This is a genomic window from Oceanicaulis sp. (assembly GCF_965284345.1).
In the GTDB taxonomy this organism is placed as follows: Bacteria; Pseudomonadota; Alphaproteobacteria; order Caulobacterales; family Maricaulaceae; genus Oceanicaulis; species Oceanicaulis alexandrii_A.
In genome coordinates this window covers 166,348-182,158 of record NZ_OZ260073.1, presented here as the reverse complement: position 1 = coordinate 182,158, position 15,811 = coordinate 166,348, and the positions used below count along the sequence as shown (strand labels likewise).

The 15,811-nt window shown below is 61.9% G+C and carries 22 protein-coding genes; 18 read left to right on the top strand and 4 right to left on the bottom strand.

Going from position 1 to position 15,811, the window contains the following annotated elements; all coding sequences use genetic code 11:
• The first annotated feature begins 37 nt into the window (after nucleotides 1-37).
• From rplN to rplQ, 16 genes are all read left to right on the top strand, one after another.
• A complete protein-coding gene (gene rplN / locus ACQ66J_RS00915) occupies nucleotides 38-406 on the top strand; it encodes a 50S ribosomal protein L14 (protein ID WP_022699733.1) in 369 nt (122 codons plus the stop codon).
• Between the two features lie 2 nt (nucleotides 407-408).
• On the top strand, nucleotides 409-723 hold the full coding sequence (gene rplX, locus ACQ66J_RS00910; RefSeq protein ID WP_022699732.1) for a 50S ribosomal protein L24: 315 nt from the start codon (nucleotides 409-411) through the stop codon (nucleotides 721-723).
• A complete protein-coding gene (rplE, locus tag ACQ66J_RS00905; protein WP_375548857.1) occupies nucleotides 716-1,276 on the top strand; it encodes a 50S ribosomal protein L5 in 561 nt (186 codons plus the stop codon). Before rplX ends, rplE begins: the two co-directional genes overlap by 8 nt.
• 52 nt (nucleotides 1,277-1,328) lie before the next feature.
• Nucleotides 1,329-1,634 carry a 30S ribosomal protein S14 gene (rpsN, locus tag ACQ66J_RS00900; protein ID WP_022699730.1) on the top strand — a complete coding sequence of 102 codons (306 nt, stop codon included), beginning with the start codon at nucleotides 1,329-1,331 and terminating at the stop codon, nucleotides 1,632-1,634.
• 11 nt (nucleotides 1,635-1,645) lie between these two features.
• Nucleotides 1,646-2,044, top strand: a complete 399-nt coding sequence (gene rpsH / locus ACQ66J_RS00895) for a 30S ribosomal protein S8 (protein ID WP_375548858.1) — start codon at nucleotides 1,646-1,648, stop codon at nucleotides 2,042-2,044.
• Between the two features lie 19 nt (nucleotides 2,045-2,063).
• Complete coding sequence (gene rplF / locus ACQ66J_RS00890; protein WP_430430117.1) at nucleotides 2,064-2,597, top strand: 50S ribosomal protein L6; 534 nt, start codon at nucleotides 2,064-2,066, stop codon at nucleotides 2,595-2,597.
• Nucleotides 2,598-2,608: 11 nt separating this feature from the next.
• Nucleotides 2,609-2,962: a 50S ribosomal protein L18 gene (gene rplR, locus ACQ66J_RS00885; protein ID WP_107712997.1), complete on the top strand. Its 354-nt coding sequence runs from the start codon at nucleotides 2,609-2,611 to the stop codon at nucleotides 2,960-2,962.
• 11 nt (nucleotides 2,963-2,973) lie between these two features.
• Nucleotides 2,974-3,555 (top strand): 30S ribosomal protein S5, encoded by a 582-nt coding sequence (gene rpsE / locus ACQ66J_RS00880; RefSeq protein WP_107712998.1) that lies wholly within the window; start codon nucleotides 2,974-2,976, stop codon nucleotides 3,553-3,555.
• A 9-nt stretch (nucleotides 3,556-3,564) separates the two neighbouring features.
• Nucleotides 3,565-3,759, top strand: coding sequence for a 50S ribosomal protein L30 (gene rpmD, locus ACQ66J_RS00875; protein WP_107712999.1), 195 nt, complete (start codon nucleotides 3,565-3,567; stop codon nucleotides 3,757-3,759).
• Between the two features lie 30 nt (nucleotides 3,760-3,789).
• A complete protein-coding gene (gene rplO, locus ACQ66J_RS00870; protein WP_022699724.1) occupies nucleotides 3,790-4,272 on the top strand; it encodes a 50S ribosomal protein L15 in 483 nt (160 codons plus the stop codon).
• An 82-nt stretch (nucleotides 4,273-4,354) separates the two neighbouring features.
• Nucleotides 4,355-5,698 carry a preprotein translocase subunit SecY gene (secY, locus tag ACQ66J_RS00865; RefSeq protein WP_375548860.1) on the top strand — a complete coding sequence of 448 codons (1,344 nt, stop codon included), beginning with the start codon at nucleotides 4,355-4,357 and terminating at the stop codon, nucleotides 5,696-5,698.
• The gene (locus tag ACQ66J_RS00860) at nucleotides 5,695-6,258 is read left to right on the top strand and encodes an adenylate kinase (RefSeq protein ID WP_430430116.1); all 564 of its coding nucleotides are present in this window, start codon (nucleotides 5,695-5,697) and stop codon (nucleotides 6,256-6,258) included. The genes secY and ACQ66J_RS00860 overlap by 4 nt, the downstream gene beginning before the upstream one ends.
• 192 nt (nucleotides 6,259-6,450) lie before the next feature.
• A complete protein-coding gene (gene rpsM, locus ACQ66J_RS00855; RefSeq protein WP_022699721.1) occupies nucleotides 6,451-6,819 on the top strand; it encodes a 30S ribosomal protein S13 in 369 nt (122 codons plus the stop codon).
• A 12-nt stretch (nucleotides 6,820-6,831) separates the two neighbouring features.
• Entirely contained in the window at nucleotides 6,832-7,221 is a 390-nt protein-coding gene (gene rpsK, locus ACQ66J_RS00850) for a 30S ribosomal protein S11 (RefSeq protein ID WP_009801114.1), read from the top strand.
• Between the two features lie 93 nt (nucleotides 7,222-7,314).
• The gene (locus ACQ66J_RS00845; RefSeq protein WP_107713697.1) at nucleotides 7,315-8,334 is read left to right on the top strand and encodes a DNA-directed RNA polymerase subunit alpha; all 1,020 of its coding nucleotides are present in this window, start codon (nucleotides 7,315-7,317) and stop codon (nucleotides 8,332-8,334) included.
• 147 nt (nucleotides 8,335-8,481) lie between these two features.
• On the top strand, nucleotides 8,482-8,901 hold the full coding sequence (gene rplQ / locus ACQ66J_RS00840) for a 50S ribosomal protein L17 (protein WP_133723085.1): 420 nt from the start codon (nucleotides 8,482-8,484) through the stop codon (nucleotides 8,899-8,901).
• Nucleotides 8,902-8,973: 72 nt separating this feature from the next.
• Here the strand turns inward: rplQ and ACQ66J_RS00835 are convergent, their stop codons facing one another.
• Complete coding sequence (locus ACQ66J_RS00835) at nucleotides 8,974-9,492, bottom strand: YkvA family protein (protein WP_430430115.1); 519 nt, start codon at nucleotides 9,490-9,492, stop codon at nucleotides 8,974-8,976.
• Between the two features lie 161 nt (nucleotides 9,493-9,653).
• Between ACQ66J_RS00835 and ACQ66J_RS00830 the strand changes: the two genes are divergently transcribed.
• Entirely contained in the window at nucleotides 9,654-11,042 is a 1,389-nt protein-coding gene (locus ACQ66J_RS00830; RefSeq protein ID WP_430430114.1) for a DegQ family serine endoprotease, read from the top strand.
• Nucleotides 11,043-11,046: 4 nt separating this feature from the next.
• Here ACQ66J_RS00830 and ACQ66J_RS00825 read toward each other — a convergent pair whose 3' ends face one another.
• Nucleotides 11,047-11,562, bottom strand: a complete 516-nt coding sequence (locus ACQ66J_RS00825) for a GNAT family N-acetyltransferase (protein WP_430430113.1) — start codon at nucleotides 11,560-11,562, stop codon at nucleotides 11,047-11,049.
• An 8-nt stretch (nucleotides 11,563-11,570) separates the two neighbouring features.
• The gene (purD, locus tag ACQ66J_RS00820; RefSeq protein WP_430430112.1) at nucleotides 11,571-12,863 is read right to left on the bottom strand and encodes a phosphoribosylamine--glycine ligase; all 1,293 of its coding nucleotides are present in this window, start codon (nucleotides 12,861-12,863) and stop codon (nucleotides 11,571-11,573) included.
• A gap of 134 nt (nucleotides 12,864-12,997) precedes the next feature.
• Between purD and xseA the strand changes: the two genes are divergently transcribed.
• Complete coding sequence (gene xseA, locus ACQ66J_RS00815) at nucleotides 12,998-14,455, top strand: exodeoxyribonuclease VII large subunit (protein WP_430430111.1); 1,458 nt, start codon at nucleotides 12,998-13,000, stop codon at nucleotides 14,453-14,455.
• Here xseA and ACQ66J_RS00810 read toward each other — a convergent pair.
• On the bottom strand, nucleotides 14,452-15,810 hold the full coding sequence (locus ACQ66J_RS00810) for a protoglobin domain-containing protein (RefSeq protein WP_430430110.1): 1,359 nt from the start codon (nucleotides 15,808-15,810) through the stop codon (nucleotides 14,452-14,454). The genes xseA and ACQ66J_RS00810 overlap by 4 nt on opposite strands.
• Between the last annotated feature and the right edge of the window lies 1 nt (nucleotide 15,811).

Here is a 15,811-nt window from a genome sequence, read left to right as displayed (position 1 = left end):
GCCCGGTGGAGGATCCACTGATTACGGAGGATTAGCGATGATCCAGATGCAAACTAATCTGGACGTGGCCGACAATTCCGGGGCCCGCCGCGTGCAGTGCATCAAAGTACTGGGCGGCGCAAAACGCCGCTACGCAGGCGTTGGCGACATCATTGTCGTCTCGGTCAAGGAAGCCACGCCCAAGGGCCGCGTTAAGAAGGGCGACGTCCGCAAGGCCGTCGTCGTGCGCACCGCTCGCGACATCAAGCGTCGCGACGGCAGCGTCATCCGTTTCGACGGCAACGCGGCTGTGATCTTGAACACCAACAACGAGCCGGTCGGCACCCGGATCTTCGGCCCGGTTCCTCGTGAACTGCGCGCCAAGAGCCATATGAAGATCGTCTCCCTCGCGCCGGAGGTCCTGTAACCATGGCTGCGAAGATCAAAAAAGGCGACAAGGTCATCGTTCTGACCGGTCGCGATAAAGGTAAGACCGGCGAGGTCACCCAGGTTCTTCCCAAAGAAGATCGTGTGGTGGTGTCGGGCGTCAATGTGGTCAAGCGCCACCAGCGCGCGACCCAAACGGCCCCGGGCGGTATTGTTGAGAAAAACGCGTCCATCCACGTCTCCAACGTGGCTCTGGCCGATCCGAAATCTGGCGAAGCCACCCGTGTGGGCTTCAAGATTGAAGACGGCAAGAAGGTGCGCGTGGCCAAGAAATCCGGTGAGGTGATCGATGGCTGACGTTGCTACATACGAACCGCGCCTGAAGACGAAGTATCGCGAGGAAATCCGCGCGACTTTGAAGGAAAAGTTCGGTTACGCGAATGACATGATGATCCCGCGCCTGGATAAGGTCGTGATCAACATGGGCGTCGGCGAGGCGGCTCAGGATTCCAAAAAAATCCGCGGCGCGCTCGCAGACCTCGAAGCAATCGCTGGCCAGAAGCCGGTCGGCACGATCGCCAAGAACTCCATCGCCGGCTTCAAGCTGCGCGAAGATCAGATGATTGGCGCCAAAGTCACCCTTCGCAAGGATCGCATGTTCGAATTCCTTGATCGTCTGGTGACCATCGCTCTGCCGCGCGTCCGTGACTTCCGCGGACTGAACGGCAAGAGCTTTGACGGCCGGGGCAATTACGCGATGGGTTTGAAAGAGCACATCGTCTTCCCCGAGATCGATTACGACAAGGTCGAGAAAATCCGCGGTATGGACATCGTTGTCTGCACCACGGCCAACACCAATGAAGAAGCGAAGGCCCTGCTGGCCGAGTTCGATTTTCCGTTTTCGAACTAACGCAGCAGGAGAGCGGGACCGTGAGGGTCTCGCACGCGAGGAGATAAACTGAATGGCTAAGAAGAGTGCAGTCGAACGCAATCTCAAGCGCCAACGCCTGGCTCAGCGTTTCGCTGCCAAGCGTGAAGCGCTGAAGGCGATCGCACGTGACACGGACAAGCCGGTGGAAGAGCGCTTTGCAGCGCAGCTGAAGCTGGCCTCGTTGCCGCGCAACTCGGCGCCGACCCGCATCCGTAACCGATGCCAGGTGACCGGTCGCCCGCGCGCTTATTACCGCAAGCTCAAGATGTCGCGTATTGCGCTGCGTCAGCTGGCCAGCCACGGGCTTATCCCGGGCATGGTCAAGTCGAGCTGGTAGGAGGGATTTAGATGTCCGTGAACGATCCTCTCGGCGATATGCTGACCCGCATCCGTAACGCGCTGATGCGCAAGCGGACCAATGTGGTGACCCCGTCTTCCAAACTTCGCGGCCGCGTGCTCGAAGTGCTCCTGGAAGAGGGCTTCATCCGCGGCTATACCGAGACCACCGACGCCAAGGGCTTCAGCCAGTTCGAAATCGAACTGAAATACCATGAAGGCCAGCCGGTGATCTCCGACATCAAACGCGTGTCCAAGCCGGGCCGTCGCGAATACCGCAAGGTGCGCGACCTGCCGCTCGTCATGAACGGCCTGGGCATTGCAATCATTTCGACTCCGCAAGGCGTTATGAGCGATGCACTGGCGCGCTCCAAGAACGTCGGCGGCGAAATCCTTTGCCACGTCAGCTAGAGACAGGGAGGCTAGAACCATGTCGCGTCTAGGCAAACTGCCTGTCGAAATCCCCACCGGGGTCACCGCCAACATCACTGGCGGCCAGGTGTCGGTCAAAGGCCCGAAAGGCGAACTCAGCTTTTATGCGCCCGCATGCGTGCGCCTAAAGCAAGAGGACAACGCCATCACGGTCGAAATGGCTGACAGCACAAAATTCGCGAAAGCCATGTACGGAACCGCACGCGCCCGCATCAAAAACATGGTGCACGGCGTCACTCAGGGCTTCTCCAAGAACCTTGAGCTGGTCGGTGTGGGTTACCGCGCCCAAATGCAGGGCACGGATCTCAAGCTTTCGCTCGGCTTCTCGCACGACGTGATCTACACGCCGCGTGAGGGCGTCAAAATTGCGACGCCGAAACCGACCGAGATCACCATTGAGGGCGCTGACGCCCAAACCGTGGGTCAGACCGCGGCGGAAATTCGTGAATTCCGTCCGCCCGAGCCTTACAAAGGCAAGGGTGTGAAGTATTCCGACGAATATGTCCGTCGTAAGGAAGGCAAGAAGAAGTAAGGGGCCAGGCGATGAAAAATGCTGCAGAAACCATGCGGCGCCGCGCTCAGCGCACGCGCACCCGGCTCCGCAAAATGGGCAATGGACGACCGCGTTTGTCGGTGTTCCGTTCCTCAAAGAATATTTACGCCCAGATCATCGATGATGCGAACGGCGTGACCCTGGTGTCGGCCTCCACTTTGGAGAAAGATTCCAAGATCTCTTCGAACGGTGTCGAAGCGGCTGCCGAAGTCGGCAAGCGCGTCGCAGAACGGGCGAAGGAAAAAGGTCTGATCGACGTGGTGTTCGACCGCGGCGGTTACATCTTCCACGGGCGTGTTAAAGCGCTCGCAGACGCCGCTCGCGAGGGCGGTCTGAACTTCTAAGGAGCGAACGCATGGCACGAGAAGACAATCGCGGCCGCGATCGCCGCCGCCGGGACGACGATAACGGCGAACCGGAACTGGTCGACAAGCTGGTCCAGATCAACCGCGTCGCCAAAACCGTGAAAGGCGGCCGGAACTTCCAGTTCGCCGCCCTCGCAGTGGTTGGTGACCAGAAGGGCCGTGTCGGCTTTGGACAGGGCAAGGCGCGTGAAGTGCCTGAAGCCATCCGCAAGGCGACCGAAGAAGCCAAGAAGATGATGGTGCGCGTGCCGCTGCGTGAAGGCCGCACCCTGCACCATGATGCGAAAGGTCGTTGGGGCGCCGGCAAGGTGATCCTGCGTTCCGCCCCTCCGGGCACCGGCGTCATCGCCGGCGGTCCGATGCGTGCGGTGCTGGAATCGCTCGGCGTTCAGGACGTGGTCGCCAAATCGACCGGTTCGTCCAACCCGTACAACATGGTTCGCGCAACGTTCGAGGCTCTCAAGGCCCAGAACAGCCCGCGTTCGGTGGCCGCCAAACGTGGCATCAAGGTCGCTGATCTGGTTGAGCGTCGCCAAGATGGCGCCAGCTCACCTGAAGCCATCGAATCCTAGGAGGGACGCATGGCTGAACAAAAAACCCTGGTGGTGCGCCAAACCGGCAGCCCCATCCGCCGTCCGAAGGACCAAGGCGCGACCCTGAAGGGTCTCGGCCTGGGCCGGATCGGCCGCGAGCGCGAGCTTGAGGACACCCCGTCCGTGCGGGGCATGATCCGCAAGGTCGCCCACATGGTTGAGATCGTGGAGGAGCGCGGTTAATCCCGCGCCCTCTCACCAAGGAGACGAACGATGCGCTTGAATGAACTGCGCGATAACGACGGCGCGACCAAATCGCGTACGCGTGTCGGCCGTGGCATCGGCTCTGGCAAAGGCAAAACCGGCGGACGCGGCGTTAAAGGCCAGAAGTCTCGCTCGGGTGTCGCCATCAAGGGCTTTGAGGGCGGTCAGATGCCGCTCTATCAACGTCTGCCCAAGCGCGGCTTTAACAAGCCGAACCGTTTGGCGTTCGCTGAAGTGACCCTGGGCCGCCTGCAAACGGCAGTAGACGCCGGCAAGCTGGACGCGAAAGCGCCTGTCGACGCCGCCGCTCTGATCAAAGCTGGCGTCATTCGCCGCGCCAAGGACGGCGTGCGTGTGATTGGCGGCGGCGAACTGACCGCGAAACTGGACCTGACGGTGGCTGGCGGCTCCAAGCCGGCGATCGAAGCTGTGGAAAAGGCCGGCGGTAAAGTCACCGTCACCGCCAAATCCGCCAAAGACCAGTCCGAATAAGCTAGCGTTGAGACGGACCGCTTCCTAACTGGAAGCGGTCCCTCCGCGCTTTGAGGGCTTTCTCAGGGAGCATCCGACCGATATGGCGTCAGCCGCTGAACAGCTCGCCCAGAACATGAATTTCGGGGCGTTCGCCCAAGCGAAGGAGCTGCAGAAGCGCATTCTGTTCACGCTCCTGGTCCTGGTCATCTACCGTATCGGCACGTTCGTGCCTGTGCCGGGCATCGATCCCTCGCAGTTTGCGCTGGCCTTCCAGCAGCAAAGCCAGGGCGTGCTGGGCATGTTCAACATGATGTCCGGCGGCGCCGTCGAGCGCATGGCGATCTTCGCGCTGAACGTGATGCCCTACATCTCCGCCTCGATCATCATGCAGCTCATGTCGGCCACCGTGCCGTCGCTTGAGCGCCTGAAAAAGGATGGCGGCGAGGCGGGTCGCAAGCAGATCAACCAATACACCCGGTATCTGACCGTGGTTCTGGCCGGCGCACAGGCGTTCGCCATCGCCATCGGCATGCAGACCGTGACCGACGGCGCCTCCATCGCCATCAATCCGGGACCGTTCTTCCTGATCACCACCGTCACCACGCTTGTGGGCGGCACAATGTTCCTGCTGTGGCTGGGTGAGCAGATCACCGCGCGCGGCGTGGGTAATGGCGTCTCCCTGATCATCTTCGCCGGCATTGTGGCCGAGCTGCCCCGCGCGCTGGTCAATGCGCTGCAACAGGGCGCCTCGGGCGCCATTCCGGGCGGCGTCATCATCGCCATGCTGATCGGCATCATCGTCGTGCTGGCCTTTGTGGTGTTCATGGAACGCAGCCAGCGCCGGCTTTTGATCCAATACCCCAAGCGTCAGGTGGGCAACCGCATGATGGGCGGCGAATCAAGCTTCCTGCCGCTCAAGCTGAACACGGCGGGCGTGATCCCGGCGATCTTCGCCTCCTCACTGCTGTTGCTGCCGGCGACTGTGGCGGGTTTCTCCACCACCGGACCGGAATGGGTGACGACCATCGTCGCGCTCCTGGGCCCGGGGCAGCCTCTGTTCCTGGCGTTCTATGCCTCGCTCATTATCTTCTTCACCTTTTTCTACACCTCCCTGGTCTTCAACCCGGAAGAGACAGCGGACAATCTGAAAAAGTATGGCGGCTTTCTGCCGGGCATCCGTCCGGGCAAGCGGACTGCGGAATATCTTGATTATGTGCTCTCGCGCCTGACCGTTATCGGAGCTGCGTATTTGACCATTGTCTGTGTTTTCCCTGAGTTCCTGAAAGCGCAAGTTTCCGGCATCCCGTTCTACATCGGCGGCACATCTTTGCTGATCGTCGTGTCGGTGACGCTTGATACGGTTGGTCAGATTCAGTCCCATCTGCTGGCCCACCAGTATGAAGGCCTGATCAAGAAGACCAAGCTGAAGGGGCGCAAGAGATGAATCTGGTCATGTTCGGCCCGCCTGGCGCGGGCAAGGGCACCCAAGCCAAACGTCTTGTCGCAGACTATGGATGGCTTCAGCTGTCCACCGGCGACATGCTGCGCGCCTCTATCGCAGCTGGCACCGAACTGGGCCGCAAGGTCAAAGGAATCATGGACCGGGGCGACCTGGTTTCCGACGATGTCGTCATCGCACTGATCGAGGAACGTCTGCCGGAAGCTGATATCGCCGGCGGCGCCATTTTCGACGGTTTCCCGCGCACCGTGGCTCAGGCCGAAGCGCTGGACGAGCTCCTGCAATCACGCGGCACGCAGATCGACACGGTCTTGCGGCTCGTGGTGGACCAGGACGAACTGGTGGCGCGCATGGAAAAACGCGCCGCTGAAGAGGGCCGCGCCGACGACACCGTCGAGGCGTTCAAAGTGCGGCTTGAGAATTATAACGCCCAGACCGCGCCGCTGATTCCCTATTATGAGGGGCAGGGCAAACTGTCTGATGTGGACGGTATGGGCGAGATGGACGAGGTTGCTGCACGCATTGCAGCTGCGCTCGGCCAATAAAAGAGCAGCTTCCAGATCAGTCTGGTCTGGAAAAACAGGACGGGTGGCTTCCTCTCGCGGTTGACGTGATCGGTGAGCGCCTATAATAAGCGCCCTTCGCTCGCAGGGGCAGATGTCGAAACAAGCGCCGCCATATCGGTTGCGCTCTTTCGCCGTCTTCTGTGCGAAGGCTGATGAGACAAGGAGAGCGTCGTGGCACGTATCGCCGGCGTCAACATTCCGACTAACAAGCGCGTCACGATCGCGCTGCGCTATATCCACGGCATCGGCCCGGCTATGGCGACGGAAATTTGTGACAAGGTGGGAATTCCCGCCGAAAAACGTGTGAGCCAGCTCACCGACGCAGAAATTTTGCAGATCCGTGAAGCCATCGACGGTGGCTACACCGTTGAAGGTGATCTGCGCCGCGAAGTTGCGGTGAATGTGAAGCGTCTGATGGACCTGGGTTGCTATCGTGGTCTGCGTCATCGCCGCGGCCTTCCGGTCCGCGGTCAGCGCACGCACACCAATGCGCGCACCCGTAAAGGCCCGGCCAAGCCGATCGCCGGCAAGAAGAAGTAAGGAAGCAGGGTAATGGCAAAAGAACCGTCCCGCGTCCGCCGCCGCGAGCGCAAGAATATCACGGCCGGCGTCGCACACGTGAACGCCAGCTTCAACAACACCATGATCACCATCACCGATGCGCAGGGAAATGCGATTTCCTGGTCGTCGGCTGGCGCCATGGGGTTCAAGGGCTCGCGTAAATCCACGCCGTACGCTGCGCAGGTTGCTGCTGAAGATGCAGGCCGTAAAGCGCAAGAGCACGGTGTGAAGACGCTGGAAGTGAAAGTCTCTGGTCCGGGTTCGGGCCGTGAGTCTGCGCTGCGTGCGCTGCAGTCTGTCGGTTTCACGATCACGACGATCCACGACGTGACCTCGATTCCGCACAATGGCTGCCGTCCGCCGAAGCGCCGCCGCGTCTAAATTCAATCGACGCCGTATTGCGTTGATTGACGACTTTGGTCCGGCGCGCAGTCCCCTCGACTGTCGCGCCGCACGCCTGAAGGGGTGATGTCCGTGATTGAGAAGAACTGGCAGGAACTGATCCGCCCGATGAAGCCGGAAATTCAACCTGGCTTTGATCCGGTGCGCCAAGCCAAAATCATTGCTGAGCCGCTCGAGCGCGGCTTCGGCATGACTTTGGGTAATGCGCTGCGCCGTATTCTGCTGTCCTCGCTGCAGGGCGCGTCGATCACGGCCGTGCAGATTGATTCCGTGCTGCACGAGTTCTCGTCCATCAAAGGCGTGCGCGAAGATGTCACCGACATCATCCTGAACCTCAAGCAGGTCGCTCTGCGCATGCATGGCGAAGGTCCCAAGCGCCTGACTCTGAAAAAACAGGGTCCGGGCGAAGTGACCGCCGCCGACATCGAAGAGACCGCCGACGTCGAGATCATCAACAAGGATCACGTCATCTGCACCCTCGACGAGGATGCGGACGTGCGCATGGTCCTGACCGTGAACACCGGCAAGGGCTATGTCCCCGCTGACCGCAACCGTCCCGAAGACGCCCCGATCGGCCTCATCGGCGTGGATGCGCTCTACAGCCCGGTCAAGCGCGTGGCCTATCGCGTGGAGAACACGCGTGAAGGTCAGGTGCTCGACTATGACAAGCTGATCCTGGAAGTCGAAACCAACGGTGCTGTGACCCCTGAAGACGCCGTGGCTTACGCCGCGCGCATCTTGCAGGACCAGTTCCAGATCTTCGTGAACTTCGAAGAGCCCTCTGAAGCCCGTGCGGCTGAAGATGACAAACCCGAGCTGGACTTCAACCCGGCCCTCCTCAAAAAGGTGGACGAGCTGGAACTGTCCGTGCGTTCGGCGAATTGCCTGAAGAACGACAACATCGTCTATATCGGCGACCTCATTCAGAAGTCCGAGGCGGAAATGCTCCGCACCCCGAACTTCGGTCGCAAATCGCTCAACGAGATCAAGGAAGTTCTCGCACAGATGGGTCTGCATCTGGGCATGGACGCGCCGAACTGGCCGCCGGAGAACATCGAAGATCTCGCCAAAAAATATGAGGATCAAATCTAGAGCGTTTTCCGGAAAAGTGGTTGCCGGTTTTCCGGACTGAAAACGCTCCAGATAATGTTAATCATGTGACATCTCATTCTAGAATGAGATGTTCACCGGGTCGGCGCGCCGCGAGGCGTCCCTAACCGGGATTGAAGGAGAACACCGATGCGTCATGGCGTCGCCCACCGCAAGCTTAACCGCACCTCGACCCACCGTCGCGCCATGTTCGCCAACATGGCCGCGTCGCTGATCGAGCACGAACAAATCGTCACCACCTTGCCGAAGGCCAAAGAGCTCAAGCCGATCATGGACAAGCTCATCACCCTGGCCAAACGCGGTGATCTGCATGCTCGCCGTCAGGCGATCTCCAAGATCCGCAACAAGGATCAGGTGGCCAAGCTGTTTGAAGCCCTCGGCCCGCGCTATCAGGAACGCCAGGGTGGCTACACCCGCGTTCTGAAAGCCGGCTTCCGTCATGGCGATAACGCCCCGATGGCCGTGATCGAACTGGTTGATCGCGATCCGTCCGCCAAAGGCGCCGCCGACCGTGCGCGCGAAGAGGCGACCGAGGCTGCAGAAGACTAGGTCTTCGCACTCGCGACAATACGAAAAGCCCCGCTCGACAGAGCGGGGCTTTTTGCATTCAAGCGGGAGTGTTCAGCTCGGGTTCGAGGCCATGCCCAACGCCTCGCGCGCTTTGGCGCGGTGGGCGTCCGTGATCGCGCCGCCCACTTGCAAGATGATGGTGGTCAAAACCGTGCCGTCATCGGCGTATCCGACGAAGCCGAGAAAATCGGGGATGATGTCGAAGATCCATAGAAAATAGAGCAGGCCCAGGGCGAGGGCGGCGCGCACCTGAAGCGGCGTTTCAGGGTCGCGCATGGCGTAATAGGCGGCGACAAGATCCTCGAGAAACGGGATTTGCCGGGCGACTCGCTGGACCTTGGGCCAGAAGCCGGCTTCGACTTTGGCTTCGTCGCGCTCAAACTCGTCTTCGGTCCGCTCGGCCGCTTCGGCCACGCGCTGCAGGGCCAGCTCCTCGGCGCGATCCAGCGCAGGCGTCCGCCCCTCCCGATAAAGCGGGGTGTAGGCCGCTTCGGCCTTCGCCTGAATTTTCGACAGCGCCTTTTCGCCCTTGCCGCGGCGGAATATCAGGCGATTGATCGTGTGGCGCATGACGTTTCCCTTCCTGAGCAGTTTAGCCCAATTTCTGACGAGATGTGTGTCGAACTTGCGAAATCGTAATCGCTCAGCCCCTGTTCAGGCCCGGTCCGCCACCTTAAATCGGTCTGGCATTTGCTTTGTCATTACAGGCTTGCCCCCAAGGAGATTGCTCCATGATCCGAACCCTGTCCCTCGCGCTTGCTGCGAGCGCCACGCTTATCGCGCCCGTTTCTGCGCAAGACCAAGCTGTTCCCGAGACACAGGCTCAGGTTCAGCTGTCGTTTGCGCCCGTGGTGCGCCAGGCCGCGCCCGCAGTGGTGAATGTGTATTCGCGCCGGGTCATTGCTCAACGCACGCCCTTCGCCGGCGATCCCTTTTTTGAGCGCTTTTTCGGCCCGCAGGTGCGCGAGCGCGAAGTGAACTCGCTCGGGTCGGGCGTGATCGTGGACGCCAGCGGCGTCATCGTCACAAATAATCATGTGGTTCAGGGCGCCCAGGATCTGCGTGTGGTGTTGTCTGACCGGCGCGAATACGAGGCGGAGCTGCTGCTGGCGGACGAGCGCACGGATCTGGCGGTTCTGAAGATCAGCACCGACGAAGCGCTGCCTGTGCTGCCGTATGATGACGCCGGCGACAGCGAAGTCGGCGATCTGGTGCTCGCCATCGGTAATCCGTTCGGCGTGGGCCAGACCGTAACCAGCGGCATCGTCTCCGCCCTGGCGCGCACTGATGTGGGCATTTCCGACTACGCCTTCTTCATCCAGACCGATGCTGCGGTGAATCCCGGCAATTCCGGCGGCGCGCTGGTGGACATGGATGGCCAGCTGATTGGCGTGAACACCGCCATTTTCTCGCGCTCGGGCGGGTCGAACGGCATCGGCTTCGCCATTCCCTCTGAAATGGTGCGCACCGTAGTCGAGGCCGCCCTTGTGGATGGCGAGATCATCCGGCCCTGGCTTGGCGCACGGCTGCAGCCCGTCACTCAGGATCTCGCCAGCTCGCTGGGTCTCGACCGTCCGCGCGGCGCGATCGTCGCCGATTTGTGGGGCGGCGGCGCTGCGGATCGCGCCGGGCTCGAACAAGGCGATGTGGTGATTGCGGTCGACGGCGTCGAGGTCAATGACGAGATCGGCGCCCGGTTTCGCTTTGCGACCCGCATGATCGGCGACCGCGCGCAGCTCACTGTCCTGCGCGACGGGCGCGAGCGGGTGCTGACTGTGGAGGCGGAACCCGCGCCGGGCGCGGTTGAGGGCGCACGCATGGAGATTTCCGGCGAGAACCCGTTCCGCGGCGCCGAACTGGTCCAGCTCAGCCCCGCCTTTAATGAGGAGAACGGGATTGATCCGTTTCAGGATGGCGTGCTGGTCTCAGGCGTCTCGCGCCGCTCTGCTGCAGCCTATTTCGGCTTTCGTCCGGGGGATCGCATCCTCTCGGTCAATGACGAGCGGGTCGAAACCCTGATCGATCTCAACCGCATCCTGCGCGAGCTGGAAGGCGAGAAAACCTGGCCCGTCGAGATCGAACGTCAGGGTGAACGCTTCTCGCGCACCCTGTCGCTTTAAGAGCTCAGGACCACAACGCCGCATCCGCCCAGGGCGTGGGGACCCGCAAGGTTCCGCGCTCTGGCGCGGCGTCCGTCAGCGGTCTCATCCGCCACGCGTCGCGCCATTCTGGTTTGAGCGGATAGGGCGCCGCGACCGGGCTGACCTGATCAAAGCCGCACAGGGTGTAATAGTTCGGGTCACCCAGTACGAGCATGGCGCTCACTGATTCCGCCTTGAGCTGTCGCGCCGCGTCTTCGATAAGGGCGCGGCCCAGTCCCTGACGCTGGGCTTGGGGCGCCACGCAAAGCGGCCCCAGCAGCGCCACACGCGTATCGTCATCTGTAACGGAGCATCGCGTCAGGACGGCGTGCCCGGCAATGCTGAGCCCTGTCCACGCGGTCAGGGACAAGACATCGGGATGGCCGAGCAGGTCAGCGACCAGTCCGGTCAGGTCTTCATCGGGAAACGCTTCGGGATAGAGCGCAAGAAGCGCCTTATGATCTTCAGGCGTGCTGATTGTGATCCGGGTGGCGTCCATGATGCGTCTTACTCGCGATTGAGAGCTCGCCAGGCGATGTCGCGTCGACAGACGCCTTCGGGCCAGTCAATTGCGTCCACAGCCTTGTAGCACCGCTCTACGGCCTGTTTGAGGTCATCGCCCACGGCAGTGACGTTCAGCACCCGGCCACCGGTCGCGATCAGATCGCCGGCGTCGTTCGTGCCTGTGCCGGCATGAAAGATCGTGACGCCGTTGATGTCGCCCGCCGCCTTCACATTCTTGATCACAGAACCCTTTTCATAGGCGCCCGGATAGCCGCGAGTCGCCAGCACCACACTTGCGGACGGGCGCGCCTGATCCACGACAGGCAGGAGGGACTTGAAGTCGTTTTCGGGCATGCCGCCCGTGGCGCAGGCCAGCAGGACCGGCACGATGTCATCCAGAAGCGACGCCATCAGAACCTGGCATTCAGGATCGCCGAAGCGGACATTGAACTCGACCACTTTGGGGCCTTCAGCGGTGATCATCAAACCGATGTACAGCACGCCCTGATAGGGGTGGCCGGCCTGATTGAGACCGTCGAGCATGGGCGCGGCGATCTCTTCATCTACTTGCGCCATCAGTTCGGGCGTCATCACCGGGGCGGGGCAATAGGCGCCCATGCCGCCGGTATTGGGGCCCTCGTCATGATCCAGAAGGCGCTTGTGATCCTGACAGGCGGGCAGGGTGATGCGGTTCACGCCATCGGTCAGCACGAAGACGCTGGCTTCCTCGCCATGCATGAATTCCTCGATCACCAGCTCAGCCGAAGCGTCGCCGAACTTGCCCGACAGCATGTCTTCGGCTTCTGCTTTGGCCTCCTCAAGGGTGGGGGCGATCACAACGCCCTTGCCGGCGGCCAGGCCATCAGCCTTGAGCACATAGGGCGCGTCCAGCGTGTCCAGGAACGCCTTGGCTTTACCGGCATCCGTGAAGCGACCATAAGCGGCGGTCGGCACGCCCAGCTTCGCCATCAGATCCTTGGAGAACCCTTTGGAGGCTTCCAGTTGCGCCGGCTCTTTGTTGGGGCCGAACACGTCAAATCCGCGCGCGCGAAGCATGTCCGCCGCGCCGAGCGCGAGCGGCGCTTCCGGGCCGATGACGATCAGGTCCGGCTCCAGCTGAAGCGCGAGCGCTTGCAGCCCTTCAAGGTCATCAGGCTGGACGTCAAAGCACGGACCGATCTGATCCAGCGCGACGCTTCCCGGCGCGGACCAGACCGTGTCCACCAGCGGGCTCTGTGCGATTTTCCAGGCCAGGGCGTGCTCACGGCCGCCCGATCCGATGATGAGAATGTTCATGTGCCGCCCTTGCCGTCTTCAGCGCAATTGCTACGCCCGATATCCTTGGTGCCTGCTGAATGGCCTTGGGAAGGCCGCACGTCAACGGCGCCTGAGCGGTACACGACGCCCGAATCCGCAGCTAGGGTGAGCCCATGACTGACGCCAGCGCCTCCAACACGCCCGAATATACCGTCTCTGAACTGTCCAATGCGCTCAAGCGCACGGTGGAGCAGGCCTATGACCATGTGCGGGTGCGCGGCGAGCTGGGGCGCGTGACAATCGCCAAGTCCGGCCATGTCTATCTGGACATGAAGGACGAGAAGGCCGTCATTGACGCCGTGATGTGGAAGGGCGTGGCCGCCCATCTCAATTTCCGGCCTGAAGAAGGCCTCGAAGTGATTGCTGAAGGGCGGCTCTCCACCTTCCCGGGACGCTCGAAATACCAGATGATCATCGAGCGCATGGAGCCGGCGGGCGAGGGCGCCCTGATGGCGCTGCTGGAGGCGCGCAAAAAGGCGCTGGCGGCGGAAGGCCTGTTCGCGCCAGATCGCAAGCAGGCTCTGCCCTATCTGCCGCGGGTGATCGGCGTCGTGACCTCGCCCACAGGCGCGGTGATCCGCGACATCCTGCATCGACTGGAGGATCGCTTCCCCACCCATGTCCTGCTCTGGCCGGTGCTGGTGCAGGGCGACAAGGCCGCCGACCAGATCACCCGCGCCATCGAAGGCTTCAACGCCATAACGCCGGGCGGTCCCGTGCCTGTGCCAGACCTTCTGATCGTGGCGCGGGGCGGGGGCTCTATCGAGGATTTGTGGTGTTTTAACGAGGAGAGCGTGGTGCGCGCCGCCGCAGCGTCGCGCATCCCGCTGATCTCCGCGGTGGGGCACGAAACCGACACCACCTTGATCGATTACGCCTCGGATCGCCGCGCGCCCACGCCCACCGGGGCGGCGGAGATTGCAGTGCCGGTCCGGCGCGAGCTGGCTGAACGCATCTCCACCACCAGCGCCCGGTTGATGAGCGCCCTGGTGCGCGGGCTCGACCGGAAAGCCGCCGATCTCAAATCCGCCTCACGCGGGCTACCCAGCCCCAAGGCGATGCTCAATGAAAACGCACAAAAGCTCGACTTCATCGCCAGCCGGCTCAATGGCGCGGCGCAGACAGGTCTGGAGCGCAAGCAGAACCGGCTTCAGACCGCCGCGCTCCAGATGCGCCCGGCGGCGCTCAGGCGCGATCTGGCGCTGAAAGGCGAGCGTTTTACTCAAGCAAGCGCCCGTCTGGACCAGGCTTTCCGGCGTGACCTGTCAGATCAGAAACGGACCCTGTCCGGCCTGGGCGCCCGGCTTGAATCCCTATCGCACAAATCCGTGCTCAAGCGCGGCTTTGCGCTGGTCAAGGATGAGCACGGCGCTCTGGTGCGTCAGGGCGCGGCGCTAGCAGCCGGGCAGGCGGTGTCGCTGGTCTTTGATGACGCCGAACGCCGAGCGGTGATTGACGGCGCGCCCTCAGTTCCCGCCGCAGCGTCGCCTCGGGTCTCGCCAGCAAAGCCTAAGCCTGCACCCAAAGCGAAAAAGCGCCCCGCCAATCCGGATCAGGGCAGCCTGTTCTAGGCGGCTCTCAAGCGCTTGAGGAATTGAGCCACGTCTTCTCGCAGCTTGTCCGCCTGACGCCCTAGATCATCAGAGGACTCCACCAGGCCTTGAGCGGAACTGGCGGTGCTCTGCACGCTGCTCAGCACACCTACAATCGTTTGCGACACGGATCCGGCGCTCTGGGCGGTCTGCTCGGTGTTGCGGCTGATCTCGGCGGTCGCCGCGTTCTGCTCTTCCACGGCGGCGGAGATCGACGTGGACACCCCGTTCACCCGATCGACGGAGCGCGCCACATCCTCGATCGCTTCGACCGCGCTCTTCACAACGGTCTGGATATTATTGATCTGTTCAGAGATTTCATCGGTCGCCTTGGCGGTCTGACCGGCCAGGGACTTCACTTCGCTGGCCACAACCGCAAAGCCCTTGCCGGCGTCACCCGCGCGGGCGGCTTCGATGGTGGCGTTCAACGCCAGAAGGTTGGTTTGCTCGGCGACGCCTGTGATCAGGGTGATGATCTCGCCGATTTTCTGGGCGGCCTCATCCAGCGTGTTCATGGTGACGCGGGTGCGTTCAGCCTGTTCCGCGGCCTTGTGCGAGCCGTCTGCGGCTTCGCCCGCGCTTGATGAGATTTCCTGAATAGCCTTGGTCAGCTCAGATGAGGCGCCCGCCACGCTCTGAGCTGTGGCGGTGGCTTCTTCGGCGGCGGCTGCGACGGTCGAAGCCTGTTGAGACGAGGTCTCGGCATCTTTCGCCATGGTGCGCGCGCTGTCGGCCAGATGGGTGGAGGTTTTCGCCAGCGTGTCGGAAATAACCCCGATCTGGGCTTCCATCTCGTTGGCGAGCGTATCAAACATCTCCAGCCGCTCTTCATTCTGGCGCTCATAAATGACGCTGAGCACCAGCTCCATATCGAGCATGACCGCTTTGACCAGAACCGAGACACGCTTGCGCGCCGCTTCGGCATGGCCTCTCCAGCCGCTGAGACCGCCTTGTTGGCGGCGCTCGTCGAGCACCGCCTGGATCAGGTCCATCATCAGGAAGTTGTAGGCGCCGAAATACCATTGCGGCTGCAGTTTCAAACGGGCGTGCGCATTGCCGATCGCCGTGACGGAGCGGGCGTACTCCTCGTCAAACTTGGCGTCTGCGATCCGCAGCCAGTGTTCCAGCTGCTTTGACCGGGCGTGCTTGACGCCAGCCTCGCCGCCGAACATGCCGTAGATCTCGGGCCAGCCTTTAAGGTGCTCATAAAAGGCGTCCAGAATTCCGGGAAATTCGCGCTCGATGACCGGCTTGAGCCGCCGCAACAATTCCCGTTCCTCCTCCTCGATTTTCATGAAGGCGACGCGGGTTTTGAAATCAATCGAATAGGACATG